General features: G+C 67.4%; 29 protein-coding genes. 10 read left to right on the plus strand and 19 right to left on the minus strand.

The annotated features are described in order from the left end of the window. Positions 1-2: 2 nt before the first annotated feature. Both FOC67_RS06105 and FOC67_RS06110 read right to left on the minus strand, forming a co-directional pair. Positions 3-338 (minus strand): lysozyme inhibitor LprI family protein, encoded by a 336-nt coding sequence (locus FOC67_RS06105; RefSeq protein WP_009315452.1) that lies wholly within the window; start codon positions 336-338, stop codon positions 3-5. 103 nt (positions 339-441) lie between these two features. Continuing rightward, complete coding sequence (locus FOC67_RS06110) at positions 442-2766, minus strand: LTA synthase family protein (RefSeq protein WP_003109109.1); 2325 nt, start codon at positions 2764-2766, stop codon at positions 442-444. 254 nt (positions 2767-3020) lie between these two features. On the opposite strand from FOC67_RS06110, the gene FOC67_RS06115 reads away from it, so the two are divergent. Further along, positions 3021-3860, plus strand: a complete 840-nt coding sequence (locus FOC67_RS06115) for a S1 RNA-binding domain-containing protein (RefSeq protein WP_003082250.1) — start codon at positions 3021-3023, stop codon at positions 3858-3860. A gap of 9 nt (positions 3861-3869) precedes the next feature. On the opposite strand, the gene FOC67_RS06120 is transcribed toward FOC67_RS06115, so the two are convergent. From FOC67_RS06120 to yfiR, 5 genes are all read right to left on the minus strand, one after another. After that, positions 3870-4244, minus strand: coding sequence for a hypothetical protein (locus FOC67_RS06120; RefSeq protein ID WP_009315455.1), 375 nt, complete (start codon positions 4242-4244; stop codon positions 3870-3872). A 106-nt stretch (positions 4245-4350) separates the two neighbouring features. After that, positions 4351-4905, minus strand: a complete 555-nt coding sequence (locus tag FOC67_RS06125) for a magnesium transporter (protein WP_009315457.1) — start codon at positions 4903-4905, stop codon at positions 4351-4353. Between the two features lie 274 nt (positions 4906-5179). Next, on the minus strand, positions 5180-5686 hold the full coding sequence (locus FOC67_RS06130; protein WP_003133895.1) for an OmpA family protein: 507 nt from the start codon (positions 5684-5686) through the stop codon (positions 5180-5182). Further along, positions 5658-6965, minus strand: coding sequence for a diguanylate cyclase TpbB (gene tpbB, locus FOC67_RS06135; protein WP_003116327.1), 1308 nt, complete (start codon positions 6963-6965; stop codon positions 5658-5660). Before tpbB ends, FOC67_RS06130 begins: the two co-directional genes overlap by 29 nt. Continuing rightward, positions 6965-7537, minus strand: a complete 573-nt coding sequence (gene yfiR / locus FOC67_RS06140) for a diguanylate cyclase inhibitor YfiR (protein ID WP_003086488.1) — start codon at positions 7535-7537, stop codon at positions 6965-6967. The genes tpbB and yfiR overlap by 1 nt, the downstream gene beginning before the upstream one ends. 209 nt (positions 7538-7746) lie before the next feature. Between yfiR and def the strand changes: the two genes are divergently transcribed. After that, on the plus strand, positions 7747-8286 hold the full coding sequence (gene def / locus FOC67_RS06145) for a peptide deformylase (RefSeq protein ID WP_003086490.1): 540 nt from the start codon (positions 7747-7749) through the stop codon (positions 8284-8286). A gap of 33 nt (positions 8287-8319) precedes the next feature. On the opposite strand, the gene FOC67_RS29695 is transcribed toward def, so the two are convergent. Together FOC67_RS29695 and FOC67_RS06150 are read right to left on the minus strand one after the other, a co-directional pair. Further along, the gene (locus FOC67_RS29695) at positions 8320-8451 is read right to left on the minus strand and encodes a hypothetical protein (protein WP_003086493.1); all 132 of its coding nucleotides are present in this window, start codon (positions 8449-8451) and stop codon (positions 8320-8322) included. 132 nt (positions 8452-8583) lie between these two features. Continuing rightward, positions 8584-8904 (minus strand): DUF2025 family protein, encoded by a 321-nt coding sequence (locus tag FOC67_RS06150; protein ID WP_003082265.1) that lies wholly within the window; start codon positions 8902-8904, stop codon positions 8584-8586. A 230-nt stretch (positions 8905-9134) separates the two neighbouring features. Here FOC67_RS06150 and dgt point away from each other — a divergent pair, with 230 nt between their 5' ends. Together dgt and FOC67_RS06160 are read left to right on the plus strand one after the other, a co-directional pair. Further along, positions 9135-10631, plus strand: a complete 1497-nt coding sequence (gene dgt, locus FOC67_RS06155) for a dGTPase (protein WP_009315460.1) — start codon at positions 9135-9137, stop codon at positions 10629-10631. Positions 10632-10644: 13 nt separating this feature from the next. Beyond that, complete coding sequence (locus FOC67_RS06160) at positions 10645-11397, plus strand: NAD-dependent deacylase (protein ID WP_003082269.1); 753 nt, start codon at positions 10645-10647, stop codon at positions 11395-11397. Between the two features lie 6 nt (positions 11398-11403). On the opposite strand, the gene FOC67_RS06165 is transcribed toward FOC67_RS06160, so the two are convergent. After that, positions 11404-11991, minus strand: coding sequence for a DUF4234 domain-containing protein (locus FOC67_RS06165; RefSeq protein ID WP_003082271.1), 588 nt, complete (start codon positions 11989-11991; stop codon positions 11404-11406). Between the two features lie 94 nt (positions 11992-12085). After that, positions 12086-13075 carry an aldo/keto reductase gene (locus FOC67_RS06170; protein WP_003082273.1) on the minus strand — a complete coding sequence of 330 codons (990 nt, stop codon included), beginning with the start codon at positions 13073-13075 and terminating at the stop codon, positions 12086-12088. Between the two features lie 134 nt (positions 13076-13209). Between FOC67_RS06170 and FOC67_RS06175 the strand changes: the two genes are divergently transcribed. Then, on the plus strand, positions 13210-14121 hold the full coding sequence (locus tag FOC67_RS06175; protein ID WP_003086503.1) for a LysR family transcriptional regulator: 912 nt from the start codon (positions 13210-13212) through the stop codon (positions 14119-14121). Positions 14122-14155: 34 nt separating this feature from the next. Continuing rightward, the gene (locus FOC67_RS06180; RefSeq protein ID WP_003082280.1) at positions 14156-14563 is read left to right on the plus strand and encodes a FosA family fosfomycin resistance glutathione transferase; all 408 of its coding nucleotides are present in this window, start codon (positions 14156-14158) and stop codon (positions 14561-14563) included. Here FOC67_RS06180 and FOC67_RS06185 read toward each other — a convergent pair. Then, a complete protein-coding gene (locus FOC67_RS06185) occupies positions 14560-15537 on the minus strand; it encodes a rhamnosyltransferase (RefSeq protein WP_003082283.1) in 978 nt (325 codons plus the stop codon). The two genes, FOC67_RS06180 and FOC67_RS06185, sit on opposite strands and share 4 nt — an antisense overlap. Continuing rightward, positions 15525-16793, minus strand: a complete 1269-nt coding sequence (locus FOC67_RS06190) for a tetracycline resistance MFS efflux pump (RefSeq protein WP_009315461.1) — start codon at positions 16791-16793, stop codon at positions 15525-15527. Before FOC67_RS06190 ends, FOC67_RS06185 begins: the two co-directional genes overlap by 13 nt. 311 nt (positions 16794-17104) lie before the next feature. Here FOC67_RS06190 and FOC67_RS06195 point away from each other — a divergent pair, with 311 nt between their 5' ends. Beyond that, positions 17105-17794, plus strand: a complete 690-nt coding sequence (locus FOC67_RS06195; RefSeq protein ID WP_073647482.1) for a hypothetical protein — start codon at positions 17105-17107, stop codon at positions 17792-17794. Positions 17795-17803: 9 nt separating this feature from the next. On the opposite strand, the gene FOC67_RS06200 is transcribed toward FOC67_RS06195, so the two are convergent. From FOC67_RS06200 to hchA, 3 genes are all read right to left on the minus strand, one after another. Then, a complete protein-coding gene (locus FOC67_RS06200) occupies positions 17804-18154 on the minus strand; it encodes a hypothetical protein (protein ID WP_003133878.1) in 351 nt (116 codons plus the stop codon). 66 nt (positions 18155-18220) lie between these two features. Next, positions 18221-18634: a thiol-disulfide oxidoreductase DCC family protein gene (locus FOC67_RS06205; protein ID WP_003163116.1), complete on the minus strand. Its 414-nt coding sequence runs from the start codon at positions 18632-18634 to the stop codon at positions 18221-18223. A 255-nt stretch (positions 18635-18889) separates the two neighbouring features. After that, positions 18890-19765, minus strand: coding sequence for a glyoxalase III HchA (hchA, locus tag FOC67_RS06210; protein WP_009315463.1), 876 nt, complete (start codon positions 19763-19765; stop codon positions 18890-18892). A 171-nt stretch (positions 19766-19936) separates the two neighbouring features. On the opposite strand from hchA, the gene FOC67_RS06215 reads away from it, so the two are divergent. Further along, positions 19937-20668, plus strand: coding sequence for a PA1136 family autoinducer-binding transcriptional regulator (locus tag FOC67_RS06215; protein ID WP_031627697.1), 732 nt, complete (start codon positions 19937-19939; stop codon positions 20666-20668). A 6-nt stretch (positions 20669-20674) separates the two neighbouring features. On the opposite strand, the gene FOC67_RS06220 is transcribed toward FOC67_RS06215, so the two are convergent. Next, positions 20675-21661 carry an NAD(P)H-quinone oxidoreductase gene (locus FOC67_RS06220; RefSeq protein ID WP_003082297.1) on the minus strand — a complete coding sequence of 329 codons (987 nt, stop codon included), beginning with the start codon at positions 21659-21661 and terminating at the stop codon, positions 20675-20677. 145 nt (positions 21662-21806) lie between these two features. Between FOC67_RS06220 and FOC67_RS06225 the strand changes: the two genes are divergently transcribed. Together FOC67_RS06225 and FOC67_RS06230 are read left to right on the plus strand one after the other, a co-directional pair. Then, positions 21807-22682: a LysR family transcriptional regulator gene (locus tag FOC67_RS06225; RefSeq protein WP_003101845.1), complete on the plus strand. Its 876-nt coding sequence runs from the start codon at positions 21807-21809 to the stop codon at positions 22680-22682. A 90-nt stretch (positions 22683-22772) separates the two neighbouring features. After that, positions 22773-23621, plus strand: a complete 849-nt coding sequence (locus FOC67_RS06230; protein ID WP_009315465.1) for a CAP domain-containing protein — start codon at positions 22773-22775, stop codon at positions 23619-23621. A 97-nt stretch (positions 23622-23718) separates the two neighbouring features. Here FOC67_RS06230 and FOC67_RS06235 read toward each other — a convergent pair whose 3' ends face one another. Both FOC67_RS06235 and FOC67_RS06240 read right to left on the minus strand, forming a co-directional pair. After that, entirely contained in the window at positions 23719-24555 is an 837-nt protein-coding gene (locus FOC67_RS06235; RefSeq protein ID WP_003086528.1) for a bifunctional allantoicase/(S)-ureidoglycine aminohydrolase, read from the minus strand. A 136-nt stretch (positions 24556-24691) separates the two neighbouring features. Then, positions 24692-25594: a LysR family transcriptional regulator gene (locus tag FOC67_RS06240; protein ID WP_003109090.1), complete on the minus strand. Its 903-nt coding sequence runs from the start codon at positions 25592-25594 to the stop codon at positions 24692-24694. Between the last annotated feature and the right edge of the window lie 58 nt (positions 25595-25652).

Here is a 25652-nt window from a genome sequence, read left to right on the forward strand (position 1 = left end):
CTTCAGAGCGGCTTGTCGATACCCGCGTACTGCTTGTCCAGCTCGTCGATACGCTGCGTGTAGGCACGGGAGAGGCAGTCGGTGTCGCCACCGCAGCGCCGGCGCTCACGCAGCCAGTCCTGCTGCCGGTCCTGCATGGCGCCGCGGCCGCCCATGGCGAACAGGCCGCGGAGGAAGTGGTACTTGACGCTCATCTCGACGTCCTTGTCGTTCAGCGCCCGGTTCGCGCAGATGGCCTTTTCGTCCGCTCGCTCAGCCTTTTCGCAATCGAAGCTGGCCGCTTCGGCCAGGGGCGCCAGCAGGAGTCCGCCGAGGGCGAGGAATGCCAGGTGCTTCATGCCGTTCTCCGTTTCGCCTGGTTGCTTGCGAATCTTCGACGCCAGCGACGGCGCTGGGTTCAGCGGGGAGCGCGCGGCGGCCGGGCGGGCCGCTCCGGCGCGGTCAGTGCGAAAGGATCAGGGCCTTCTGCTCGGGGATGACGGTGCGCTCCCGAGGGGCGTCCGCGCGTTCCGCTTCCTCGGTTTCGGGGCGGTTGGCGAACAGGCTTTTCAGGGTGCTCAGCAGCGGCTGTTCCTTCGCCGCTTCGGCGACCTGGCTGCGGCTTTCCACGGGTTCCGGGTTGGCCGCCGTGACCACGTGGAAGTCGCTGATCTCGATGATCCCGCGGCCCTCGGCGAGCAAGTGGAAGGAGAAGGCCTTGCGCGCTTCCGGGTTGTCGAAGGTGAAGCTCATGTCCAGCGGCTTGCCTTTGAGCAGGCGCGGGATGTCCGGTACCGGTATGGGAACGTCGCGTTCGAACTCCTTGGTCTTCAGCGTCACCCGGGCGCCGTTGCGGTCCATCTGCAAGGCGCGGATCTTCAGGGTGACCGTGGTCCTGCTGTTCTTCGGCATCTCCAGGTATTGCGCGCCGATCAGGTTGTCGGTCCAGTCGTTGTGGGTTTCCGGCTTCAGGCGGATGCGTTCGTGGGTGGCGAACTGGAACTCCTGGCCCAACTGGCCGGCCTGTTGCACGGAGTGGTCGAGGACGGCGGCGCGCTGGCTGACCAGGCGTGCCTGGCGTCCGCTGAAGCGACCGAGGAACTCGGCTTCGTCGGCGATGAAGCCCTCGCTGCGGTAGCGCCGGCAGACCTGCTGGAAATCGCACTCGACGAAGGTGGCCTTGCCGTCGTGGTGGCGCAGCATGCCGTTGGTGTAGGACATCATTTCGCGACCGCTGGCGTAGTCGCGGAACAGCGAGCGCCCGGAAATCCCCGCCGGCACGCGGTAGCCGAAATAGTCGAGGACGGACGCGGCGAGGTCGACGTGGCCGTAGACGCCGCTCTTGATCGGCGGCAGCGCCGCCTGTTCCGGTGCCAGCACCAGGTTGAAGCCCCAGGCCGAGGCGAGGCGCACCTGGTCGACACCGTGGGATTCGTCGGAAGTGAGCACCACCAGGGTGTCGCGCAACACGCCCTGTTTCTCCAGGTCGGCGAGGAAGGCGCCGATCGCGTCGTCGAGATAGGCCACCGCGGCCTGCTTGGCGTTCGGGTAGCGGGCCAGGTAGTCGGCAGGCGCCGAGTAGGGCTGGTGGGTGCCGACGGTGAGCAGGGTCAGCATCCAGGGTTTCTTCTGCTGGCGCAGCTGCTTCACGTAGGTCGCGGCGCCCTCGAAGAAGGCCTTGTCGTCCATGCCCCAGGGAAACTCCAGGTAGGACGTGTTGCGGAACCAGTCGCGCCCGAGGGTCTTGTCGAAGCCCATCTGCGGCATGACCTTGTCCTTGGCCATGAAGCGCAGGCCGGCACCCTGCAGGAAGTGCGTGCTGAAACCGTGCTGGCGCAGCTGGGCGGGCAGGCACTCCCTGGCCCGGGCCGGGTTGTTGAGCAGCTCGACGCCCTTCGGCGTGCCCGAGTCGAGCTTGCTGTAGTCGCCGCAGAGCATGGCGTAGAGGCCGCGGATGGTCTGGTGGCTGTGCAGCACGTAGTCCGGGGTGGTCATCGCCCGTTCGGCCCAGCCACTCAGCCGGGGCATCGGCGCTTCGTGGTAGCTGCTGTTGATGGCGGCGCGGTTGGCGGCGATATACGCGCCAGGGATTCCCTCCATGGCCACGATCAGGACGTTGCGCGCGCGTCCTCCGCCGGCCAGCAGCGGCGTTCCGGAAAGGTCGAGCTGGTTGAGCCCGGCGACGTCCGGCGGGGTGTCCGGACGGTCGCCGGCGAGCCAGTCTTCGACCGCCAGTTGGCCACTGCTGAGCGCGCTGGCCAGCAGTTTGTGCGGCAGGTTGTACTGCTGCCACTGGTCGGCATCGCTCGGACGCAGGTATTGCAGGCCGACATGCGCCGCCAGGAACGCCGCCGGCAGCGCGTAGGCATAGCGCGGCAGGCGCGGACCGCGGCGACGCCAGAGCAGCACGCAAAGCAATGTCGCGCCGCCGAGGCCGAGCGCCAGTGGCAGGTGGGCGAGGCCGCCGCCCTGGGTGGAGCTGCTGACGAACTGCGGATCCAGCAGGTACTTGAGGTCGGAAGGCTCCGGCATGCGCCCGACCGCGCCGACCAGTTCGGCATTGCCGATCAGGAACAGGCACCAGAGCAGCATGACCGGGAGCGCGAACCACAGGGAGCGTCGATGCAGGAGCAGCACCAGCAGGCTGCCGAGGGCCAGGTCCGAGAGATAGCCGAACGGCGTCGACCAGCCGAGCCAGTAGCGGCCGGCGAGGGGAACGACCAGGAACAGCGCGGCCAGCGCCAGAAGCGAGCCGCAAGATGAGAGCCAACGGCTGAGTGGACGCACAGGAACTCCTGATGAGCGGCAGCGAGAATCCTTGATAAGGATGTTCCAAAAAAGTCTTTAGGGTTCACGATTTTGAAACATCGTTGTGCTTACTGCCAGTAGACAGTCGGCATTTGGGAAATGTCCGCGTGGTTCAGGATGTTTCGGCGCGAACGGCCGGCAAGGCGATGAGCGGCGTCGGCGTACCGGCAAAAACTTCCGCCCGCCTGCGTGGCGCCCGGTAGAATGCCGCCCCTTCGACAGGGGGAGACAACATGGCGGTCATCGGGCGTTTCAATTCACTGCAGGTGGTCAAACACACGGAGTTCGGGCTCTATCTCGACGGTACCCAGCACGGCGAGATCCTCCTGCCCAAGCGCTATGTGCCGAAGGACCAGCCCAGCGAAGTGGGTGACTGGCTCAACGTGTTCATCTACCTGGACAGCGACGACCGCCTGATCGCCACCACCCAGACGCCCAAGGTCCAGGTCGGCGGTTTCGCCAGCCTGAAGGTCGTGGAGATCAACCGGATCGGCCTGTTCCTCGACTGGGGCCTGCCCAAGGACCTGCTGCTGCCGCATTCGGAAGAGAAGCGTCCGTTGCAGGTCGGCGACTACTGCGTGGTCTACGTCTACCTGGACAAGCGCACCAACCGCATCACCGCCACCGCGCGCCTGGACCGGCAGCTGGACAACCTGCCGCCGCGCTACAGCGTCGGCCAGGCGGTCGACCTGCTGGTGGTGGAGCGTACCGAGATGGGCTTCAAGGCGATCATCGAGGGCAAGCACTGGGGCCTGATCCACAAGAACGAGGCGTTCAAGTTCCTCCGCAGCGGCATGCGCGAACAGGGCTACATCAAGGAGTTGCGCGCGGACGGCAAGATCGCCCTGAGCCTGCAGCCGGTCGGCGCCGAGGCCGCCGTCGAGCTGAGCCAGCAGATTCTCGCCCGGCTGCTGGAGGCCGGCGGCAGCCTGCCGCTCAGCGACAAGAGTTCGCCGGAAGATATCCACCGGCTCTTCGGGGTCAGCAAGGGGACCTTCAAGAAGGCCATCGGCGGTCTCTACAAGAAAGGCCTGATCCTGATCCACCCGGAACGCATCGAACTGCCGCGCTGAGGTTTCCGCTCAGGGCTGGAGGAACGGGGCGAAGTCCAGGCCAGCGCCGCCGGGGCGGACGTCGCGCAGGCGCTTGCCGGGGTCCGCGCTCAGCTCCAGGCTGAGGGTCGGCCGGCGGGCGTTCTTGTCGCGCAGTTCCAGGCTGTCCTGCTGCTGGCGAAGGAAACCGGTGGGCACCTTCAGGTGCTCCACTGCATCGCCGGCCGGGTTCGCCAGCAGCAGGTTGAGGAACTTGCCGGCCTTCAGTTGGCTGAGCGGAATATCGAACCACCAGACGTTCTTGCTCTTGTTGAAGCGGGCGAGCAGGGTGTTGCCGGCATCCAGCGCGGACATGCCCAAGGCCTGGTTGAGCTGTGCGATGGCTGCCGCTTTATCGAGTTTCATGGAGTTTCCTGACGGGCCGCGCCGGCCGGGATGGCGGGCGGGTAGCCGGATATTCTAGCAGCCGGAGGGACGCCGCAGGACCTGCGCGGTGCGCAGGCCCCGCCGCTCAGACCATCCGCCGGAACCGCCGCCAGCGTTGCTGCCAGCCCAGCAGCAGCGGAGAGACCGCGGGGCCGGTGCCGGCGTCCTGCAGGCGCGGGTGGTGGCTGACCACGTTGACCAGGATCGGCTCCTGGGCGTTCTTCACATCGACGAAGAACAGGTGCTGCCCCTGGTGCAGGCGTTCTTCGAAGGGGCGGAAGGCGCGGTTGGTGCGCTGCAGGCCGAAGAAGCTGCCTTCCCACAGGCAGAACGCGCAGAGCACGGCGCCGAGGAAGATCACCGGAATCCAGCCGGCGGCGGTTTCCGTCCAGCCGCTGGCATAGGCGAAGGCCACGGCGACGATGGCCAGGACGAGGCCGACCAACAGGCCGACACGGCCGGAGCGGACCACATCCTTCTTCATGAACGGAGAGACTTCGTGCAGATGGCGCTGGCCGGTCTCCGCGTCCTTTTCGCTGAGGACGTGGATCTGCTCGGTGGCGATGCCGCTGGCTTCCAGTTCGGCTTCGAGCCGTTCCAGCTCGTCGAGGTTGTCGCTGATGTAGTAATGCCGGTTCATGGCATGCCTCCCATCGTCTGACGGCCTGTTCCTTGGGCGAACAGGCAAAGGTCGATACCCCCTGTCGGTGAATCCCGGAGCACCCGCAAACGGCAGGTCGGCCGGGATTGTCGGTTTCTTGCGCAGCATTCAGTCTAGCATCCGCGGCAGCGGCGGCCGGTACGCCGGTCTGCTGGCTTCTTCCTTCAACATGGGCCGGAAGCGGGGTGGCGGCGGGGCCGGGCGATGGACGGGCCAGGTACGGGTGGGCCGTACGCAGCCCGCGAGCGCAGGATTACTCGGCGGGAACGATGATGGCGACGCGGCGGTTCTCGCTGCGGCCGGCGCGGGTCTTGTTATCGGCCACCGGCTTGCTCATGCCCAGGCCGCGGACCTCGATGTTGGCCGCCGGCATGCCGGCTTCGCGGAACACCGCGGCTACCGATTCGGCGCGCCGTTCGGAGAGCTTCTGGTTGTAGCCTTCGTCGCCGTAGTTGTCGGTGTGGCCTTCCAGGCGGACCTTGTCGATGTCTACCGCGAGCAAGGCGTGGGCGATCTTCGTCAGGGTGTTGCGGCTGTCGGGATTGAGACGGTCGAGATTGTTGCCGAACAGCACCTTGCTGGACATGCCGAACTCCCAGCCTTCGTCGCGGAGTTCGAAGCCCTGCTCCTGGAGCACGGCGATCTGCTCGGCGCTCAGGCCGGTCTGCGGCGGTTTGGTCTGGCAACCGGCCAGGCCCAGCACAAGGCTGAACAGGGCGAGGGCGAGCAATCTACTTGGGTGGAGCCTCTGGGGTAGCACTGTCTATCTCCTTTTCTTCCTGAAGGATGCGGGGGTCGTTGAGTTCCGCCAGGCGCCGGCTGCCGCGGGCCTGGCGCTTGGCGATGTACATCGCCATGTCGGCGTCGTGGAGCAGCGCCGCCGGGGTATCCGCGTGCTCGGGATAGAGGGCGATGCCGATGGTCAGCGAGGTACTCACCGTGCTGCCGTCGCTGAGCCGGATCGGCGCCTGCATGCTGGCGATGATGTTGTCGGCGATGCGCAGGGCGTCGGCGCCGGACGCCAGCGGTGCGAGCAGCACGGCGAATTCGTCGCCACCCAGGCGCGCCACCAGGTCGCTTTCGCGCAACTGCCCACGGATGCGCATGGCGATGTTGACCAGCACGGTGTCGCCGGCGGCATGGCCGAGGCGGTCGTTGATCTCCTTGAAACGGTCGCTGTCGATGAACAGTACCGCCAATTGCTCGCGGTGCTCGCTGGCATCTCGCAGCGCCCGGCTCAGGCGGCCTTCGAAGAAGGCGCGGTTGGGCAGGCTGGTCAGGCTGTCGTGGTGGGCCTGGTGCGCCAGCGAGGCGTTCTCGTCCTGCAAGCGCGCCTGCCAGGATTCGAGTTCGTCGAGCAGGGCGTTGAAGTCCTCGCCCAGTTGGCTCAGCTCGGCGATGCCGGCTTCCGGTACGCGCTTCTCGAAATCCCGTTCGCGGCGCACGGTATGCGCGACCTTCGCCAGTTGGTCGAGCGGGCCGACGATACCGCGTACCAGCCGCCGTGACAGGTAGAAGGCGCCCAGGGCGGTAAGCAGCAGGCACAGGACCATGCCGGCGAAACCGGTGAGCAGGAAGCGCAGCAGGCTGCCGCCGGAGCCTTTCACCTCCACCGAACCGATCTTCTGGCCGTCGTGCAGGATCGGTTGTTCGGTCGGCGCGCTGAGCAGCCAGTGCGCCAGTTGCTGTTCCAGCAGGTGCAGCGGCCCGGTGCTTTCCCGATGCCAGCTGGCCAGGGGCTGCCCCTGGCGGTCGTAGACGATGGCGCTGGAGACCTCTTCGCTGGAGGCGATCAGCGCCAGGGATTCCTCGGCGGCCTGGGCATCGCCGAAGACCACCGCGGCTTCGACGGTATAGCTGATGGAACGGGCGATCAGTTGCTGGTTGGGGTCCGCGTAGGCGCGCAGGGTCAGCAGGCCGACCAGGGTCACTGCCAGCCCGGCGGTGAATACCGCGACCAGCGCCACGCCCAGGTGCGCGCGATAGAGCACCCGGCGCAGCGATGGATTGGAACCCGTATAGCGACGACGACGGTTCATCACGGAGTGGCCTGCCGCCTTGCCAGTTTCAATACGCTCGGGTGCACGCGTACGCCGCTGCGGGCGATGGAGTCGAGATTGGCCTCGAAGGTGATGCGCGGACCGCCGACGTTGAGGCAGAACATGCTGCCGACGCTGCATTCGGTGCCACGCTCGCTGATGGACAGGACCGGATGCCCGGCCAGGCTGTGGAACACCTGCTGGCGCTCGCGCTCGTCGACCACTCCGAGGTAGATCACGTTGCAGAGCGTGCCGAGGTCCGGGTTGTCCACCGCGCGGCGTTCCGCATGCACGCGCCTGCCATTGGCCTGCACCATGCCGCGGAGCAGGCCGTCGGCGTACTCGGTCGGGCCGACCACGCAGAGTTGCAGAACCGCCGGTTCCTTCGGCCAGCGCACGTAGCTGAATATGCCCAGCAGAACCTGGCTGACCGCGTTGCTGCGTTGCTCGACCGACGTCCGTGCGTCGTCCGCCCACAGGCCTCCGCCGCCCAGGCAGGAAACCGCCAGGACCAGGCAGGCCAGGGTGCGCCTGTAGAGGTCGAGGGGCTGCAAGGTGGGCAACGAAGGCAAAAAGGTTTCCTCCAGGAAAACGTAGCGGGGTGGTACGACTGGCCAGTGTAGTCGGTGTGCGGCGAATATTACCGGATGTGCCGGGAAAGAAAGCCGTTCGGTGTCAAACCAATGACGCAATTGCCGGAGATGGAAGCTCTTTGCGTCTTGTCCTGTCTGGTTTTCTGGCTGAGCATGTAGGACGTTACTGACCTTAATCAGGGGGCGGCATGATCCGGGAAATCCTCAAGATGGGTGACGAGCGCCTGTTGCGCATTGCGCAGCCGGTGCCGTCCGAACTGCTCGGCAGCGAGGAGCTGCAACGGCTGATCGACGACATGTTCGAAACCATGCATCACGTCGGCGGGGTAGGGCTGGCCGCGCCGCAGATCGGCGTCGACCTGCAACTGGTGATCTTCGGTTTCGAGCGCAGCGAGCGCTATCCGGACGCCCCGGCCGTGCCGCCGACCATCCTGCTGAACCCGCGGATCACCCCGCTGGACGACGAGATGGAAGAGGGCTGGGAGGGCTGCCTGTCGGTGCCGGGGTTGCGCGGCGCGGTATCGCGCCATCGGCGCATCCGCTACCAGGGCCTGGACCCGCAGGGACAGCCGATCGACCGCAGCGTCGAAGGGTTCCATGCGCGGGTGGTGCAGCACGAGTGCGACCACCTGATCGGCCGCCTGTATCCCTCGCGAATCACCGACTTCAGCAAGTTCGGCTTCACCGAGGTGCTGTTCCCCGACCTGGACCCCGCCGCGGACGATTGAGCGATTGCGCCTGCGGCTCCGCTCCGGCCTGGCTCAGCTCCGCGATGGGGTGCCGAGCGGCGCCGCCGGAGCGTGTTTTTTCGCTCGTTTCGCCAGGCGTTTCTCCTGGGCGGTTTTCAGCGGTTTCCTACGAGTTTCCTTCTTCGCGTTCAGTCCCTTGCTCATGGCGTTCACCTCCCCACGCAGCACCTGCGTGGCGCGCCGGATGGCCGATGGCGTCCGCGACGCCGGACGGCGGCGGACGCTTCCAGCATAATGCGTGGCGCAGCGCCCGGCGCGGGTGGCGATCGACGGCGCTCAGCGCAACTGGCGTTGTGCGGTGATTTCCGGCAGGTCCTGGCGGCGCAGATAGACCAGTAGCGGCTCGCCGATGTTCAGTCGTTCGTTGATGTTCTGTTCCAGCAGGATCTGCAACTGCTCGCGGCCCAGGCGCATGACGTCGTCGCGTACCGAACTCCAGACGAACTCGCTGGTGGGCGTGATGCTGTCGTCGGCTACGTCCATGCCGAAGGAGTCTTCGCTGAAACGCACGATGTAGCGGCCGGTCTTGCGGTTGAAACCGACGAACCCCTTGAGGGCATCGGCGGCCTGGCAGATGTCGGTGGATGTGATGCTCATGCGGAACCTCCCTGAACGTTCCTGTTTCTCTGGGCGCACGCATGATCGGCGGCGCCCCCGTTCTGCGGCGGGGGTCGCTGGTGCCGAGCGGGGTATTCTGCCAGTTGTCGCCGCCCGGGGAAGAGGGCGGATCGCGAACGGTAGTGGGACGGATTGTCGCGACCTTGGTTAAACCGCCGCCACGCGCTAGGCTCGGGGTTCGCAGCCGACCGAGTGGAGAACAGCGCCAGATGCCAGGGGCCGTGGATTTCAAGGAGCGGATATCCCGCCAGCGTCCGCATGACAGGGAAACCTACGGACATGCCGGGAATACCGATCTGCAAGACATCGTCTACCAGTTGGAAAGCGACCGCGGGCGCATCGTCAATTCCGCCGCCGTGCGTCGCTTGCAGCAGAAGACCCAGGTCTTCCCGCTGGAGCGCAACGCGGCGGTGCGCAGCCGCCTGACCCATTCCCTGGAAGTGCAGCAGACCGGGCGTTTCATCGTCCGCACGCTGTTCCGCCAACTGGGCCCGCGTGCCGCGGAGGTCGGCCTGGACGGGCTGGAAGGCGCGCTGGAAAGCCTGGTGGAAATGGCCTGCCTGATGCACGACGTCGGCAATCCGCCGTTCGGTCATTTCGGCGAGTACGCCATCAACGACTGGTTCGAACGCAACCTCGACGCCCTGTTCGAGCGCCGCATACCGCCGGGCCAGGGCGACGGCCTGTTGCAGCAGCGCATGCTCACCGACCTCAAGCACTTCGAAGGCAACGCCCAGGCCATCCGCCTGGTGGTGAAGCTGCTGCGCCTGAACCTCACCTACACGCAGACCGCCGGCCTGCTCAAGTACGTGCGCCCGGCCTACGAGCCGAAGCCGGACAAGGCGGCGGCGAACCACTACCTGAACAAGAAGCCGGGCTTCTATCTTTCCGAGGAAGCCTTCGTCGACGAACTGCGCCGAGTCCTCGGCATGCGCCCGGGCACTCGCCACCCTGTGGCCTACATCATGGAAGCGGCCGACGATATCTCCTATTGCCTGGCCGATATCGAAGACTCGGTGGAAAAAGGCATCCTCGACATCCGTCAATTGGCGGATCTGCTGGTGAAGAAGTTTGCCGTCCACCATTCGCCGGACGCGCCGATTCCCGGCGACGCGGACAACATGAGCTTCCAGCGGATGGTCGACTACTCGCTGGAAAAGGCCGAGCGGGAGCCGATCAACAAGGTCAGCGAATTCTTCATCCGCCTGCGGGTGAAAATGATCCACCCGCTGGTCCAGCACGCCGCCCAGCAGTTCATCGACAACCTCGAAGCGGTTCATGCCGGCACCCTCGGCCGCGCGCTGATGGAGGACGGCAGCCTGCCGCACGCCATCGTCCAGACGTTCAAGGACGTGGCCATGGAATGGGTGTTCTGCCATCCGGAGGTGGAAACCCTGGAATTGCAGGGCTACCGCATCATCCAGGGCCTGCTGGATTTCTACGCGCCGCTGCTGCGCCTGCCGGCCGAGGAGTTCCAGGCCCTCGCCGAAGGTCGCCAGGCCGCCGCGCCGCATCCGCAACTGCTGGTTCGGCGCCTGCCGAGCCAGCAGATCAAGGCTTACCTGGAGGCCATGAAAAGTGTGGCGGAGGACCCGTTGCAGCGGCAGTGGGAGTTCTACCACCGCTGCCGCATGCTCCAGGATTTCGTCAGCGGCATGACCGACCAGCATGCCCAGGACGAATACCGCGCGTTGTCCGCGCTGTAAGCGGAGGAGCGAGATGCGCGCTGTCGTCGAACTGCTCGCCGGCGCCCGCCGCCTGGTGATCTTCACGGGCGCCGGGGTGTCGGCGGAAAGCGGGATTCCCACCTTCCGCGATGCCCTTGGCGGTCTCTGGGCGCGCTACGATCCGGCGGCCCTGGCTACGCCCGCGGCCTTCGCCGACGATCCCGCGCTGGTCTGGGGCTGGTACGAGTGGCGCCGCCTGAAGGTGCTGGGTGTCCAGCCGAATCCCGCGCACCGGGCGATTGCCGCATTGAGCGGACGGATCGCCGACACCCGGTTGGTCACCCAGAACGTCGACGACCTGCATGAACGCGCCGGCAGCCGCGACGTCCTTCACCTGCATGGCAGCCTGCACGCGCCGCGTTGCGCGACCTGCGCGGCAGCCTACCGGGACGCCTTGCCCGATTCGGTCGAGCCGGAAGAGGGACGACGGATCGAGCCGCCGCGTTGTCCGGCCTGCGGCGGACAGGTCCGGCCGGGCGTGGTCTGGTTCGGCGAGGCGCTGCCCGAGGCGGCGCTGCGCGAGGCTTTCGCCGCGGCCTGCGAGTGCGACCTGTTGCTCAGCGTCGGCACTTCCGGCGTGGTGCAGCCGGCGGCGCGGATACCCGGACTGGCGCTGGAACACGGTGCCAGCGTCGTGCATGTGAACCCGCAAACGGTGCGCACCCGCCATCCGCGCGAGCACTGTCTCGTCGGTCCGGCCGGCGAGATGCTGCCCGAACTGTTGCGCCGGGCGTTTCCCGGCTGAGGCGGCTCAGCCCTGGGACGAGCCGAAGAGGATCACCGCGGAACCGATCAGGATCAGCAGCCAGTAGAGCGCGCCGAGCACGATGAACAGCAGGTTGTAGCCCGAATAGCCGGCGTTGCCCGTGCCCTGCGGGTCGCCGCTGGCGAGGTTGGCCTGGCGCTGGATGTTGCGCATCGGGATCAGCGGCGTGAGCAGCAGCAGGAGCGAGGGCAGCGAGTAGGGCTCCAGCGCGGGGACCACATCGGTGAGGTGGCTGATCAGGTTCGCCGCGACCGTCAGCAGCACCGCCCAGGTCGCATCCTTGCTCGGGCTCCATAGTGCCTGGCGCTCTTCCGGCAGGGCCTGGTGGATCCGCCGGGCGAGGGCGTGGAAAAAGAAGATGCCGAAGATCGCCCGCCATACCGGGCTGATCCGCCGCTCCATCTGCGGTTGCTGGGCCTTCCAGTGCTTGTACATCCAGTACACGCCGTACAGCCCCAGGGTGACGAGGAAGAGCACGCTCATCTTGCCCAGGGAAGTGACGAAGAAATGCGCCCGCTTCGCGCCGCGGGTTTCCACCAGGGGCGCTTCCGGGGTCTTGTAGACGTTTTCCATAACTGATCCGGCAGTCCTTGAGAAAAACCGCCATTTTGCCTTCCGCCGCTCCGTCAGGCCAGCGGCCAGGGGCGTTGCCGCCCCGGCCGTCCGATCAGGCGTTGCGGCTGGGCGGCGCCATGAACTCGGGACCGACCGGATCCTGGATGGTCTCGGCGAGGATCCGCTCGATGCGGGCCATGGCCTCGTCGTCCAGGCGCCAGCCGAAGGCGTCGGCGATGCCGTTCAACTGCTCCGGCTTGCGCGCCCCCCACAGCGCCACCGTAGGGCCGCGATCGAGAATCCAGCGGATGGCCAGGGCCAGCACCGACTTGCCATAGCGCTCGCGAGCCAGTTCCTCCAGTTGCGCGACCGCTGCCAGGTACTGGGCGAAGCGGGGCTGCTGGAACTTCGGGTCGGACTTGCGCAGGTCGTCGCCATCGAAGCGGGTCTCGGCGTTCATCCGTCCGGAAAGCAGGCCGCGGCACAGCGCACCGTAGGCCAGCACGACGATGCCGTTACGCTCGGCGTAGGGCAACACGTCGGCGTCGATGGCGCGCTCGAACAGGTTGTAGGGCGGCTGCACGCTGGCCAGCGGAGCGAACTGGCGGAACCCGTCCATCTGTTCCGGTGAATAGTTGCTCACGCCGATGGCGAGGATCTTGCCGTCGCGGCGCAGGCGCTCCAGTTCGCCGGCGGTTTCCTCGTGCGCCACCAGCGGGTCCGGCCAGTGGATCTGGTACAGGTCGATGCGATCGGTCTTCAGCCGCCGCAGCGAGTCCTCGACCTCCCGGCGGATGCGTGCGGCGGAGGCGTTGCGGTGGATGCCCGCGTCGCTCCACTCCAGCGCCGCCTTGGTGGCGATCACCGCCTTGTCGCGCAGGCCCTGCAAGGCCTTGCCGACGACCTCCTCGGAATGGCCGAAGCCATAGACCGGCGCGGTGTCGATCAGGTTGATCCCGGATTCCACCGCACGCCGGATGGTTTCCACCGACGTCGCGTCGTCAGCGCCGCCCCACATCCAGCCGCCGATGGCCCAGGTGCCGAGGCCGATGCGCGAGACCGGCGTGTCGATACCCTCGATGCGAATGCTTTCAACGCTCATGGAAATACTCCTGCAGATCGGGAAAACGCTTGCCGGCAATGCGCTCGGCGGCACGGAGCGATTACTCTAGATCACCCGAGATTGAATGTGGCTCAATGCTGCATTGACCTCCGAGAACTGCCAGGAGCCCTGGAATGCCGGCTTTCACCCGTTCCGAACTCGCCGACCTGAACGTCTTCATGACCATCGTCCGGCGCCGCAGCTTCCGTCACTCGGCCCAGGAACTGGGTGTCAGTACCTCGGCGCTGAGCCACAGCATGCGCAACCTCGAGGCGCGGCTCGGGGTGAAGCTGCTCAACCGTACCAGCCGTTCGGTGGTGCCGACCGATGCCGGCAGCGCGCTGGCGGCCAAGCTGGAGGATGGTTTCCAGGTGATCGGCGAGGCGCTCGGCGAGCTCGATGCCTATCGCACCTCGCCGGTGGGCCGGCTGCGCCTGAACGTGCCGCGCGATGCCTCGCGGCTGCTGCTGGGGCCGGTCCTCAGGCGCTTCACCGAGGCGTATCCGGACCTGCAACTGGAACTTTCGGTGGAGGACCGCATGGTCGACATCGTCGCCGACGGCTACGACGCCGGCATCCGTTACGGCGGCACGGTGCCCCAGGACATGGTCGCGGTGCCATTGACCGGGGAGCTGCGCTGGGTGGTGGCCGCGTCGCCCGATTACCTGGCGCGCCACGGCGTGCCCCAGCGGCCGGACGACCTGTTGCGGCACGCCTGCATCCGCATGCGCCTGGGCGACAACTCGTTCTACAAATGGGAACTGGGCGACGGCGAGCGGATGGTCGAGGTCGACGTGCCCGGCCCCTTCAGCGTCAACGAAAGCAATACGGCGGTTGCCGCGGCCCTGGACGGTGTCGGCCTGGCCTACTGCCTGGAGGTGGGAATCGCCGAGGAGCTGCGTAGCGGCCGGCTGCAACTGGTATTGCCGGACTGGACCTCGATGGGCGCGCCGTTCTGCCTCTACTATCCGAGCCGACGCCAGCCGCAACCCGGCTTGCGCCAACTGATGGAAATGATCCGCGGCGACTGGCTGGGACGTGCCTGAGTCGACCTCCCGCCACACCTTGCAAGGAGCCCCCATGCTCACCGGTCTCAATCACCTGACCCTGGCGGTCGCCGATCTGCCGGCCAGCATCGCCTTCTACCGCGATCTTCTCGGCTTTCGCCTGGAAGCGCGCTGGGACCAGGGCGCCTATCTCGAACTGGGTTCGCTGTGGCTGTGCCTGTCCCGGGAGCCGCAGTACGGCGGGCCGGCCGCGGACTACACGCACTACGCCTTCGGCATCGCCGCCGCGGATTTCGCCCGCTTCGCCGCGCAGCTGCGCGCGCATGGCGTGCGCGAATGGAAGCAGAACCGCAGCGAGGGCGATTCGTTCTACTTCCTCGACCCGGACGGCCATCGCCTGGAGGCCCACGTCGGCGACCTGCGCAGCCGGCTCGCGGCGTGCCGGCAAGCGCCCTATGCGGGAATGCGTTTCGCCGACTAGGCCTTGGCCTTGCCGGAAGCTACGGACGCCACGGCCGGACCGGCGAGGCGCTTCAGCAGGCGCGGGCGGTTGCGCTCCAGCGCGCCGCCGCGCCCCCGCAGGCCGTCCCACAGGCCCCAGCCCAGGCAGCGCAGCTTGAGCAGCTTGTCGCGCTCGAGCAGGAGCACCGCGAGGCCCTGGGTCAGGGTCGGCAGGTTCGCCAGCAGGGCCAGCGGCGAGGACCGGGCGTAGCGGCGCAGGACCAGCAGGCCGTTGCGCGCCAGGTAGTAGCGGCGCAGCGGGGCGTGGTTCATCGCGCTGAGGCTGAGACCGCCGAGGCGGCGGGTCTTGCGCGTGCCGATGCGGTGCTCGAGGACCAGCCGCGGGTCGACGTACAGGGGCACGTCCAGCGCCTGGGCGCGCAGGCTGTACTCGGTGTCCACGTGGTCGATGAACAGTTCCTCGTCGAAGTGGCCGAGGCGCTGGTAGGCCTCGCGGGTCAGCAGGCAGCCGGAGGAGATCAGGAACGAGGTGCGCTGTGGGGTCGTCAGGCCGTCCAGAGACAATTGCCTGAGCGTCAGTCCGTCGAGATGGATGGCCGGCAGGAAGCGCCGGTCACCCCGGTCGAAGATCCGTGGGCCGAGCAGGCAGGCCTGACCGTTGCGCGCCTGCAGGTTGCGCCACTGGGCGGCGAGGAAGGCGCCGCCGGGACGGGAGTCCTGGTCGAGCAGCAGCACACCCTGCACGCCACGCCGGAACAGCGCGTCGAGCCCCTGGTTGAAGGCGCCGGCGATGCCCTGCCGGTTGCCGTGGTGCAGCACGGCGATGCCTTGCCCGCGCAGCCGGGCATTGCGCTGCGGATCGCTGTGCGGTGAGTTGTCGACGGCGAGGAAGCGCAGTTGCGGAAACGCCGCCGCCAGTTCGCCAAGGTGTTCCAGGTCGTCGTCGCCAGGATTGAACAGCACCACCAGCACGCCCATGTCTATCCGGTCCATGATCGTTCTTCTCCCGTAGGTCGAAGTTGCCAGGCCAGGACCAGCCCGGCCAGAACGAGAAGGGCGCCGGCGAGGAATGGCGCGCCGGCCAGGGGCACTGGCGCGAGCGGACCGCTGCCCCAGTGGAACAGGCCGCTCATCAGCGGCGGACCGACGATCGCGGCGAGGCTCATCAGGCTGCTCAGCACGCCCTGCAACTCGCCCTGGCGATCGACCGGCACGCGGGCCGAGAGCAGCCCCTGCATGGCCGGGGTGGCGAGGCTGCCGAGCGCGAAGGGCAGCAGCGCGCAGACCAGCCAGAATGACGAGTCGACCAGGGCGAACAGCAGCAGGCCGCAGCCTTGCAGGGCGAGGCCCAGGCGCAGCAGGCGGGCGTCGTCCAGGCGCCGCTTGCAGAGGTTCACGCCGAGGGTCTGGGCGAGCACCGCGAGCACGCCGTAGAGGGCCAGCGAGTAGCCGATCCAGGCGCTGCTCCAGTGAAACTTCTCGATCACGAAGAAGGGCCAGACCACCATCACCGCCTGCAAGCCGAGGAATACCAGGGCAAGCACCGCCAGCAGGCGTCCGACCCCCGGTTGCCGAGCCAGGCCGCTGATCGAGCGCAAGGCGTTCATCCGCCTCGGATCCAGCCGGCGGCGTCGCGCGGGGGGCAGGGTTTCCTCGAGGAACAGGCCGGCGAGCAGGGCGTTGAGCAGGCACAGGCCGGCGGCCAGCAACAGCGGCAGCGTCGTGCCGTGCACCGCCAGCAGCCCACCGAGGGCGGGGCCGAGGATCATGCCCAGGGCGAGGCCGGCGTACAGCCAGCCGAAGTGCCGGGTGCGCTGCCCGTGCGTGCCGAGGTCAGCCGCGCAGGCCATCGCGGTGGCCACGCTGGCGCCGGTGAGCCCGGCCAGCGCGCGACCGAGGAACAGCATCCAGAGGCTGTCGGCCAGCGCCAGCAGCAGATAGCTGAGGGCGAAGCCGAGCATCGCCAGGACCAGGACGGGGCGGCGTCCGAAGCGGTCGCTGAGGCTGCCGAGGACCGGCGAAAAGAACAATTGCAGCAGCGCGAAGGTCATCACCAGGGCGGCGCCCCAGGTGGCCGCGTCGCGGACCGCCAGCGGCGCCACGCCGCCGATCAGCGTCGGCAGCAGGGGCACGATCAGGCCGACGCCAGCGGCATCCAGCAGGCAGGTGAGGAACAGCAGAGGCAGGACGCGTTTCGCGCCGGGACCGTGTTCCCGCGTGGCGGAGGGGCAGAGGCTGGTCGTGGACACGCCAGGATCCTCCCGGCGAACACAGGAAATCCCGATCCTGGGACGCCAGCGACGGCAAGGGAAACTACCGGAATTCACAGGTTCGACGAACGGTCGCGGCAACGCCGGCGGGCGGCGTGATGTCATAATGATGCGACCCGTGCGCCAGTCGGGTATCCTTGCCGGCCTCCAACGTTGTTTCCTAACGATATTTTCCTCCTGTCGCGAGCAAAGGGATTTCAATGACGCCCAGAAAAGGAAAGCTACCTGCCGTGCTCGCCTGCATGGCATCGCTGGCGGGCTGCAACATCAACCCGGCGAACCAGGGCTCGGTGTCGTCCTGGTTCTCCATGCGCGCCGGCGATCCGCCCAGCTTCGTCACCGGCGTGGTCGGCTTCGAGAACACCGGCAGCAACGACCCGTCCACCCGCCTGACCCTGCGTTTCCGCGATCCCGCCTCCAAGACCCATGCGGCCCACGTCACCACCTCGTCGTACTCCGAGCTGTTCAGCCTCGCACTGACGCCGCGCTACTACGAGCTTTACGAGTTCGAGGTGAGGTACCTGTCCTATACCGTCACCCGCGAGACCGGTGCGTACGAGGAGCGCTGCGAGGCCAACGGCGAGGCGCTGGAGAAGACGGTCCAGAAAAGGAAGCGCAGCGTCACCCACACGTCGGTAAACGTGGAGTCCAACTGTCGTTCTACGCCGCTGACCAAAACCGACTACTACTACGAGACCTATACCTCCAAGCCGTTCTCCGCGCCGTTCCGTGCCGAGAGCTTCGCCACCAACTACATCGGCGACTTCCGCGTGCAGTGCAGCTACAAGGAGAAGAAGGGCAAGACCCTCGTCGACAGCTGCCGTCTCAACTACGGCGCCGTCAGCCGCGATCGGGTGGACGCCTGGGTGGCGCAGATGAACGAGGCAGACAAGGACAAGCGCGAGCCGCTGCCGCCGGTACGCCAGCAGGCGGTCGACACGAAGAAGGCCGGCAAGCTCATCCATTCGGTATTTCGCTGAGGCGCTCGTTCAAAGAGCGCCGGCGATCGCGCGCCAGGTGTCGGCGTATCGCCATCGCAGCCAGGCGACCAGGCAGCGCTCGTGCCAGCGTCGCAGGGCGCTGCTCCTTTGCCGCGCCAGGCGTCGCTCGATGGCCTCTTCCAGCCAGGCCTCGTCGAAGGCGGTCCAGACCGCCGGAGCGGGGCTGAGCAGGTTGCCGTGGCAGACCGGCGCCACTTCCTCGAAGAACAACCGCTCCAGCAACGCCGGGTCGACGCCCTTTATCCGCCGGGCGATATCCTCGGGCTCCAGGAGAGTGTCGACGAAGGCGTCGGATAGCGCGTGGCGCAGTCGTCGGCGTTGGCTCGGGTCAAGGGCCATGGCAAGTATGGGTCCGCAGGCTGGTGCGCAGGCAGCATAACCCGCCACGGCCAGCGCGGAGAGGCGTCAGGCTCGACGGGGACGCCAGGAGCGACGACGAAGGGGTGGGCGCTGGCGGCCGAACCAGCGCCAGCGGTTGCGCCGTAGCGCCTCGTGGCACTCGTCGCGCAGCCAGGCTGGCAGCAGGCGCAGCCAGCGCAGGTGACGCCAGGGGCCCGGCAACAGGCGCAGCACCTCGAGCAGGGCATCGTTGTCGTCGCAGGCGTAGGCGCCGTCGACGAACAGCCAGGTGTCGAAATGATCGGGTGCCAGCCCGAACCAATCGAGAATCGCCAGGCCTTCGGCGGACTGCGCGGCAAGCAGCTTCAGCCGGTGGTCGGCGCGGCGTGCCAGGAAACCGCTCCAGAGCGTGCAGAAGCGGCAGTGCTGGTCGTACAACACGACCTTGTCGCCGGGCTTGAGGTACGGCGGCAGTGACATGAGGGGCCCCCTTGGGTTCGGCTTTGTGCGCAAGCCCGGAACCGTAACGGCGGGAAGGGAGGACGACTAGTCGGTGTGCTGTCAGAGTTTTCTTTCTGTGCGGTCATCGATTCGTCTTTCGCCGGACGGCGTCGGGCAACGCGCCATTCCTCTTCCTGAAGGACGATGCTGCGCCAGGCCGGTTTAAGTTCGATGACGCCGGGACGAACGGGAGATGTCCCCGTCCGTGGGGCACGGACGGGGCGCGGCGGGGAATCAGCGGGCGAACGCTTCGAGAAGGGTCTTGGCGGCCAGCTTGCCAAGGTTGTTGGAGGCCAGCGGGCTGTCGCCGGTGAGCAGCTTGCGGTCGCGGTGGACCTGGCCGGTGATGCCCTTGTTGAGGATCTTCACCCCGAGCTTCTGCAGGTTCTCGCCCACCAGCCAGGGCAGGGGACCGGGCATGTAGCCGATCTCCAGGTTGGCGCCGGTGTCCAGGGCGTCGGGGAACACGCAGATCTCGTAGCCCTTGAACGGGTAGTCCTCCGGCTTCTCGTCGACCGCCGGTGCCAGCAGGCAGGCCGGACCGTGGCAAAGGGTAATGATGTAGCGGTCCTTGGCGAGGAAGGCATTGAGCAGCCGTTTCACCTCCCGGCTGTGCGGAATGCCCGCCAGCACGCCGTGGCCGCCGGGAACGAACACCGCGGCGTACGGCGAGTCGTCGGCGACGGCCTGCTCCAGGAGGTCGGCGAGCTTCTGCGGCGCTTTCAGCTTGGGCAGGTACTTCGCGTAGATGCTCTTCACCGCCTCGTCCTCGCCGGGCATCGCCCACATCTCCAGCTTCACCGGGTTGCCGGAGAGCGTGGCGACATCGAACTCGAAGCCGGCCTTGTCCAGGTGGTACATCGGCAGGAGCATTTCCACCGGGTGGTTGCCGGTGGAGAACATGCTGCCGTTCTGCATCAGGATGTAGCGTTCGTCGGTACCGATCATCAGCACCTTCTTGCCGCCCTTGTACGGGGTCGGGTAGTCGGCGCCGTCGAAGTCGGTCTTCGCCGAGGTGTACTGGCTCAGGGAATAGGGCGAGGGAAAGAACGCGTTGTGCTCGGCGTGGTCGGGCGTCGGGGTTCTGCTGGTATCGCGCTCGTTGCTCATGGCTCGTTCCTTTCTGCGTGATGGAGGTCGCACCAAGACGATAGGCGGGGTCGCCGGCCGGCGAAATAGGGGAAATCCCCTAACCCACGATCGGTCGCCTGAGGGTTTTCCCCTATGGGCTTTTGCCGGCAAGCCGGGGATCATGCGGGAAAAGCCAGGAATGCCCGCGCCATGACCGACTACGCCAGCCTTCTCTTCGACAGCGTCGCCCGGCTGCGCAAGGCCGCTACCACCGAGGCGGTCTGCCGCGAGATGGTGGAGTTCGCCGTACGCCTGGGCTTCGACCGGGTGATCGTCTGCAGCCTGTTCCCCCGCCCCGGCGAGGACGAACTGATCGACGAGCTGTTCTTCGTCCATGGCGACTGGGCCGAGGGGCGCAGCGCCCAGGAGCGCGACGCCTATCTTCTGCACTGCCCGGTCACCCGGCACATCCTCGAACTGGACGAGCCGTTCTTCTGGTCGAAGAGCCCCTCGGAGGATCCGGCGCGCATGGCCTACCGCATCGTCCGTGGGGTCCGCGACCTCGGCCAGGTCAATGGCATGCAGGTGCCGGTGTTCGGCCGCAATGGCCTGGAGGGCGCGGTGTCTTTTGCCGGCGAGCGGCTGGACCTGAATGCCGGTTGCAAGCTCGCCGCCCAGGCCTTCTGCCCGATCCTGTTCTTCGCCCTGAAGCGCCTGCGCGGCCCTGTGTCGGCGGGCGATGCGCAAGCGCTCAGCGAGCGCGAGCGGGAAGTCCTGCAATGGATCGCCCTGGGCAAGCAGCAGGCGGAGGTGGCGGCGATCCTGATGATTTCCGAGCGCACCGTGGAGAATCACCTGCGTGCCGCCCGCCGCCGTCTCGGCGCGGCGTCCACCGCCCAGGCGGTGGCGCGGGCGCTGCGCCTGGGCGATATCGAGGTCTGAGCGGCCTCAGGGAGCTGACGTGAGGACGATCTTGCCGATGTGCTGGCCGGAGTCCATCAGTTCGTGGGCCTGGCGCGCCTGTTCCAGGGGGAAGGTGCGGAACACCTGCGGCCGGACAGTGCCGGCGCGCACGTGCGGCCAGACCTGGCGCTCCAGTTCGGCGATGATCGCGCCTTTCTCGTCGTGGCTCCGCGAGCGCAGGGTCGAGCCAAGATGGACCAGGCGCTTGCTCAGCATCGGGAACAGGTCGACTTCGGCGGCCTTGCCCTTGATCACGCCGATCTGCACGATCCGTCCGTTCATCGCCGCCGCCTGGTAGTTCCGCGTCACATAGTCGCCGGCAACGATATCGACGATCACATCGACCCCGCGACCTTCGGTGCCGCGCAGCACTTCCTCGACGAAATCCTGCTCGGTGTAGTTGATCGCCAGGTCAGCGCCGAGGCGCAGGCTGGCCTCGCGCTGGGCCTCGCTGGAGATCGTGGTAAAGATTTTCGCCGCGCCGAAGGCCTTGCCCAGCATGGTCGCGGCGGTGCCGATGCCGGAGGCGCCACCGTGGACCAGCAGCGTCTCGCCGGCCTTGAAGCCACCGCGCTGGAACAGGTTGACCCAGACGGTCATGAAGGTTTCCGGCAGCGCCGCCGCTTCCTCCATGCCCAGGCCGTCGGGCAGGTGCAGGGTGGTGCGCTCGTCGGCCACCGCGAACTGCGCGTAGCCGCCGCCGGGAATCAACGCCATCACCGCCTCGCCGACGGCGAAGCGGCTGACCTCGCTGCCGACCGCCCGCACCGTGCCGGCGATCTCCAGGCCGGGAATGTCCGAGGCGCCGGGTGGCGGGTCGTACACGCCCTTGCGCTGAAGCACGTCGGGACCGTTGACGCCGGCGGCGCGGACTTCGACCAGGACCTCGCGCGGGCCGGGCGTCGGCAGCGGCCGGCTGGTCGCCACCAGTACCTCGGGGCCGCCGGGCCGGGCGATCTCGATGGCGGTCATTCGTTCGGGAAATCGGTTCGTACTGCTCATTGCATGCTCCTGGGAAAATGGTTCGGACCTGGTTCGCATGGTAAGCAGCGCGGATGCCGTGGTCGCGCAGCGCTTTTTCATTAGACTGATGCGAAAATGCATCAGGAAAACCGCCATGAATTGGGACGACACCCGCGTCTTCCTCGCGCTCTGCCGCGAGCACACCCTGCGCGGCGCCGCCCGCGCGCTTCACGTCGACCAGGCCACGGTGGGCCGGCGGCTGGCGTCGCTGGAGGCGGCGCTGGGCTCGACCCTGTTCCTGCGCACCTCGTCCGGCTACCTGCTGACCCCGGCCGGCGAGGCGGCCTTCGAACTGGCCGAGAAGATGGAGCGCTCGGCCCTGGAGTTGCTACGGCGGACCCGCGGGATGGACCACCGACTGTCCGGCGAGGTGCGGTTGTCCACCACCGACTCCCTGGCCGTCGACTTCGTGCTACCCGCCCTGGGCCGCCTGCACCTTGAACACCCGGATATCCGCGTGCTGCTCGACAGCGCTTCGGCCGTGGTCGACCTGCCCAAGCGCGAGACCGACATCGCGATTCGCACCCTGCGGCCGGAAAATCCCGATTTGATCCTGAGAAAACTCGCCAGTTGGCCCATGGGCCTGTTCGCTTCCGCGGACTACCTGCGGCGCAACGGCGTGCCGGTGCCCGGCGAGCGTTTCCGCGGCCACGACCTGGTGATGTACGAACCCTATTGGCACAGCCAGCGCGAACTGACCCTGGGCGGCGAGCCGATCCGCGACGGCCGGGTGGTCATCGCGGTGAATTCCAACATGATGGTGCGCCAGGCCCTGGCGCGCGGCCTGGGGCTCTGCGAGCTGCCGCTGTACATGGGCGAGCGCGACGGACTGGTGCGGGTCTGGCCGCAGCGCGAGCGACGCCGGCCATACGAGGTGTGGATGGTTACCCACAAGGACCTGCGCCACACCGCGCGGGTCCGCGCGGTGATCGAGCGGTTGGTGGAGGCGTTCGCCGAAGCGCCGGCCTGAGCCTGCAACGCCGGCGCCGGGTTCCGGTCGAATGCGGCGGCGCGCCGCGGAATCGCGCATCATAGGCGCCATCAGATCGAGGAGATTTCCATGGCAATCCCAAGCATCCCGCGTTTGGCCGTACTGACGGTCGGGCTGGCGCTCGCAGCGGCCGCCAGTGCCGCCGACGAGGCGCAACTGGTCGAGGCGATCAACGCCTACCGTGGCCAGGTGCAGTCCTGCGGCGGGCAGGCCAGCGGTGAACTGCCGCCGCTGGCCGCCGACCCGCGCCTGGCCTTGCCGGTGAATGCCGCCGGCGACCTGCAGCAGGCGATGGCACAGGCCGCCTACCCGATGGTCAACGTGCAGTCGATCAGCCTTTCCGGGCCGCGCGATGCCGGCGCGGCGATGAAGGCGCTGCAGGAAAGCTTCTGCCGCGTGGTGCTCGACCCGCAGTTCGTCGACGTCGGCGTCAGCCGCCAGGACCGCGACTGGCGCATCGTCCTCGCCCGGCCATTGCTGCGCGGCGGCATGGGCGATTGGCAGGCGGAAGGGCAGAAGCTCCTGGAACGGATCAACGCCGCCCGCGGGCAAGCCCGCCAGTGCGGTGGCAAGCCCTACGCAGCGGCCCAGCCGCTGGCCTGGAACGCCACCCTTGGCGGCGCCGCCGAAGCGCATTCGCGGGCGATGGCCAACGGCAACTTCTTCGACCACCTCGACCGCGACGGCCGCACCCCCGGCGACCGCGCCGAGCTGGCCGGCTACAGCGGCGGGCTGATCGGCGAAAACATCGCCGCCGGCCAGGACGGGGTGGACAAGGTGGTCGACGGCTGGCTGGCCAGCCCGGGCCACTGCGCCAACCTGATGAACCCCGGCTACCGCGAGCTGGGCGCGGCCTACGCCACCGATCCGAAGAGTGACGCGGGAATCTACTGGACGGCCATGTTCGGTTCGCCCTGAAGTCCTCCGCGCCCGGAGCTGACGAAGGGCTGGGCGCCTTCCGCAAACGAAAAACCCGGCGCCATGGCGCCGGGTTCCCTTTCAGCCTGTCCCGCCCTCAATGCGGCGCATTGAGAGTCAGGCGCATGTGCCGGTTGACGTCCTTGTACAGCAGGTAGCGGAAGCGCCCCGGGCCGCCCGAATAGCAGGCCTGCGGGCAGAAGGCGCGCAGCCACATGAAGTCGCCGGCCTCCACCTCGACCCAGTCCTGGTTCAGGCGGTACACCGCCTTGCCTTCCAGCACGTACAGGCCGTGCTCCATCACGTGGGTCTCGGCGAAGGGGATCACGCCGCCCGGCTCGAAGTTGACGATGTTGACGTGCATGTCGTGGCGCATGTCGCTCATGTCGACGAAGCGGGTGGTGCTCCAGCGGCCTTCGGTGTCCGGCATCACCAGCGGCTGGATGTCCTGCTCGTTGGTGACGAAGGCTTCCGGCAGCGGTACGCCGTCGACCTTCTGGTAGTGCTTGCGGATCCAGTGGAAGCGGGTGTGCTGGCCGGTGGTATTGCGCACCTTGTAGTCGGCGCCCGGCGGAATGAAGGCGTAGCCGCCCGGCTGCATGGCGTGGACCTGGCCCTGCAGGGTCAGGCTCAGCTCGCCTTCGACGACGAACAGCACGGCCTCGGCGTTGGGATCCTGCTCCGGTTTGTCGCTGCCACCGTTGGGCGCCAGTTCGACGATGTACTGCGAGAAGGTCTCGGCGAAGCCGGACAGCGGGCGGGCGATCACCCACATGCGCATGTTGTCCCAGAACGGCAGGTGGCTGGTGACGATATCGCGCATCACCCCCTTGGGAATCACGGCATAGGCTTCGGTGAACATCGCCCGGTCGGTGAGCAGCTCGGTCTGTGCCGGGTGCCCGCCGTGCGGCGCGTAGTAGCTGGACTTGGACATGGAGCGTTTCCTCGTTGTTGTCTTGCTGCCGGCTCACGCGCCGCCGGAGCGAAACGGGCGGGCGCGAGCCGTTGCTGACGGCAACGATATCCAGCGCCTGGCGCATGCACAAATTAAATGTTGGAATCCAGTATATTCATTTTTCGAATGCGGGCCGGCTCCGGGTATCTTCCGCCAGCACCCGCGACAGCACGCGCGCCAGCGCCTTCACCATCGGATCCGCCGCCGGCCGGTGCAGCAGCGCCACTTCGAACACGTCCACCGCCGGCAGCCCGGCGTTCTTCGGCAGCACCGCATGGCCTGCGCTCACCGCGCGCAGCGGCAGCAGGCCGATGCCCATGCCGTCGGCGATGGCCGATTGCAGGCCGCTGAGGCTGGAACTGGTGAAGCTGATGTGCCAGCGCCGGCCGACCGCTTCCAGGGCGGCGATCATCTCGTCGCGGTAGACCCCGCGCGGCGGGAAGGTGACGATGGGCAGCGGGTCGAGGTCGATGCAGGGGTTCCTGGCGCTGTCCACCCAGCATGTCTTTTCCGGCCAGCAGGCCAGTGCCTCGCGGCTGGCGCGGCGCTGCTTGAGCAGCACCAGGTCCAGTTCGCCGCGGTCGTAGCTGGCGCTGAGGTCGCGGCTCATGCCGCTGGTGACTTCCAGCTTGACCTGTGGATAACGCCGGTTGAAGGCCGCCAGTCGCTCGGTGGTGCGGCCGGCGGCGAAGTCGTCCGGCACGCCGATGCGCACCGTCAGCGCCACCGTGGCGCCGGACAGCGCCTCGGCCAGTTCGTCGTTCAGCGCCAGCAGGCGACGGGCGTAGCCGAGCAGCGTATCGCCGGCGTCGGTCGGCAACACGTCGCGGTTGCCGCGCTCCAGCAGGCGGTGTCCGGCCATTTCCTCCAGGCGGCGAACCTTCTGGCTGACGGTCGACTGGGTCGAGTGCAGGCGCGCGGCGGCAGTGGTGAAGCTGCCGCAGTCGGCCACCGTGACGATGGCGCGGAGCAGGTCGAGGTCGAACAGGCGGCTATTCGATTTTTCACTGTCGCTCATGGTCGTATCGCATTTTCGAATGTTTTCGCCGCTTTTAGCAGGCCGTGCCGTCAGCGGC

Source organism: Pseudomonas sp. FDAARGOS_761 (genome assembly GCF_013343155.1).
Lineage (GTDB): Bacteria > Pseudomonadota > Gammaproteobacteria > Pseudomonadales > Pseudomonadaceae > Pseudomonas > Pseudomonas aeruginosa.